Origin of the sequence: Gordonia sp. (in: high G+C Gram-positive bacteria), from assembly GCF_049299075.1 — a bacterium.
Taxonomy (GTDB): domain Bacteria; phylum Actinomycetota; class Actinomycetes; order Mycobacteriales; family Mycobacteriaceae; genus Gordonia.
This window is the reverse complement of the sequence record NZ_JBAQWU010000484.1, coordinates 1-1,592: the sequence shown is the minus strand read 5'-3', so window position 1 is coordinate 1,592 and position 1,592 is coordinate 1. Positions and strand designations below refer to the sequence as shown.

The following is a 1,592-nucleotide window of genomic DNA, read 5'->3' as shown; positions in this document are numbered from 1 at the left end:
CGACGCTCCCTGAGCTTGTCGAAGGGTCAGCCGCCCTCACACCAGCGCGAGCAACGCAATGTACGTCCCAGTGCCCAGCCCGACGCTGAGCAGTGTCCGCCGACCGGACGTCAGGTGCACGACGACGGTCACCGCGACGGCGATCAATGCCGGGATGACCCGCCCGTCGAGGTCGATCGTCGACTGCAGTGTGGCCGCCGCCAGCACAGCCAGAATTCCGGCAGGCATCCACGCAGCCATGACGATGACGAAACGGGATTGACGCAGCGGGCCGAGCACCGCGAACGGCAGGGCGCGCAGGGCGAAGGTGATCGCGAACACCGTCACCAGTACCGCGATCAGATAGCCGGGATCAAGCATGCTTCCTCCGAAGGTGTGCCAGCCCGTACCGGACGTTGAGCAGCGAGACAAAGAGGATCAGCGCGGCGAACAACACCGCGCCCGGCGCCAGAATCATCGCGAAACCAAAGGCCAGCCCGGCGAGCAACAGCGCGGGCACCTGCGCGCTCGTGCGGCAAGCGTCGAGGGTGAGCGTGACAAAGAGTGCGCACAGTGCGAACTCCAGGCCTTCGATCTTGCCCGGAAGCAGCTGACCGACCGCCACCCCGACCAGCCCTCCGCCCACCCAGTACGCCTGGAAGGCAAGCTGCATCGACAGCAGCCGTGGCGGGGTCCAGGTGCCCGGCGACGCCGCCGTGACCGCATACGCCTCGTCGGTCAGCGCATACACCGAGTACACCCGGGCGCACCGGCTACCGATCACCTTCAGCGGGAACGAGAACGCATAAAAGACGTGGCGGAAGTTCACCAGGAAGGTCGTCAGGGCGATGGCCGCGAGCGGCATCACCGTCGCGATCATGCCGACCAGCAGCAGTTCCAGTGATCCGGCGTAGGCCATGATCGACAGCGCCGGTGCCAGCCACCACGGCAAACCCTGTTGCAGCACCAGCAGTCCGAAGGCCACCCCGAGCGGGAACATCCCCAGTCCGGCGGGGAGCGACAACTTCAGCCCAGCGGTGATCTCCGCACGCCTCGTCGTCTCGCGTGCCGGCCGATCCACCTCGACTGTCTTCACCCTGTTAGATTCGCATAATCACGCCCGCTCGCGATTGCTAGATACTGCACGGTTGATCGATATAGTGCAATGAATGATCCTCGATGCCATTGATCGCGCAATAATCGACGAGTTGGAGATCAACGGGCGACTGTCTAACGTCGCCCTCGCCGATGCCGTGCACCTCACGCCCGGCCCGTGCCTGCGGCGCGTGCAGCGCCTGGAAGCCGACGGCGTCATCCGCGGATACCGCGCGATCACCGATCCGGCCGCACTCGGCCGCGGCTTCGAAGTGCTCCTGGAAATCGGTGTCACCCGGTTCGACAAGGCCACCATCGAGCGATTCGAATCGACGCTGGCCGCTTATGACGAGGTCGTCGAATTGCGCCGCATGTTCGGCTCCCCCGACTACTTCGCGCGGGTCGCCGTCGCCGACCAGTCCGCCTACGAGGAGTTCCTCACCGAGCAGGTGATGGTGATCGACGGCGTCGCCACCATCAGCTCCCGCTTCGCCATCAAAGTGATCAAGTCCCCGCAG

At 65.2% G+C, this 1,592-nt stretch carries 3 protein-coding genes; 1 reads left to right on the top strand and 2 read right to left on the bottom strand.

Annotation, left to right across the window (positions count from 1 at the left end):
• Positions 1-36: 36 nt before the first annotated feature.
• Together WAW85_RS15260 and WAW85_RS15255 are read right to left on the bottom strand one after the other, a co-directional pair.
• Positions 37-360, bottom strand: a complete 324-nt coding sequence (locus WAW85_RS15260) for a branched-chain amino acid transporter permease (RefSeq protein ID WP_422560439.1) — start codon at positions 358-360, stop codon at positions 37-39.
• Positions 353-1,075 (bottom strand): AzlC family ABC transporter permease, encoded by a 723-nt coding sequence (locus WAW85_RS15255; protein ID WP_422560438.1) that lies wholly within the window; start codon positions 1,073-1,075, stop codon positions 353-355. The genes WAW85_RS15260 and WAW85_RS15255 overlap by 8 nt, the downstream gene beginning before the upstream one ends.
• Positions 1,076-1,148: 73 nt before the next feature.
• Here WAW85_RS15255 and WAW85_RS15250 point away from each other — a divergent pair.
• A partial coding sequence (locus WAW85_RS15250) for an Lrp/AsnC family transcriptional regulator (RefSeq protein ID WP_422560437.1) occupies positions 1,149-1,592 on the top strand: 444 nt, incomplete at its 3' end.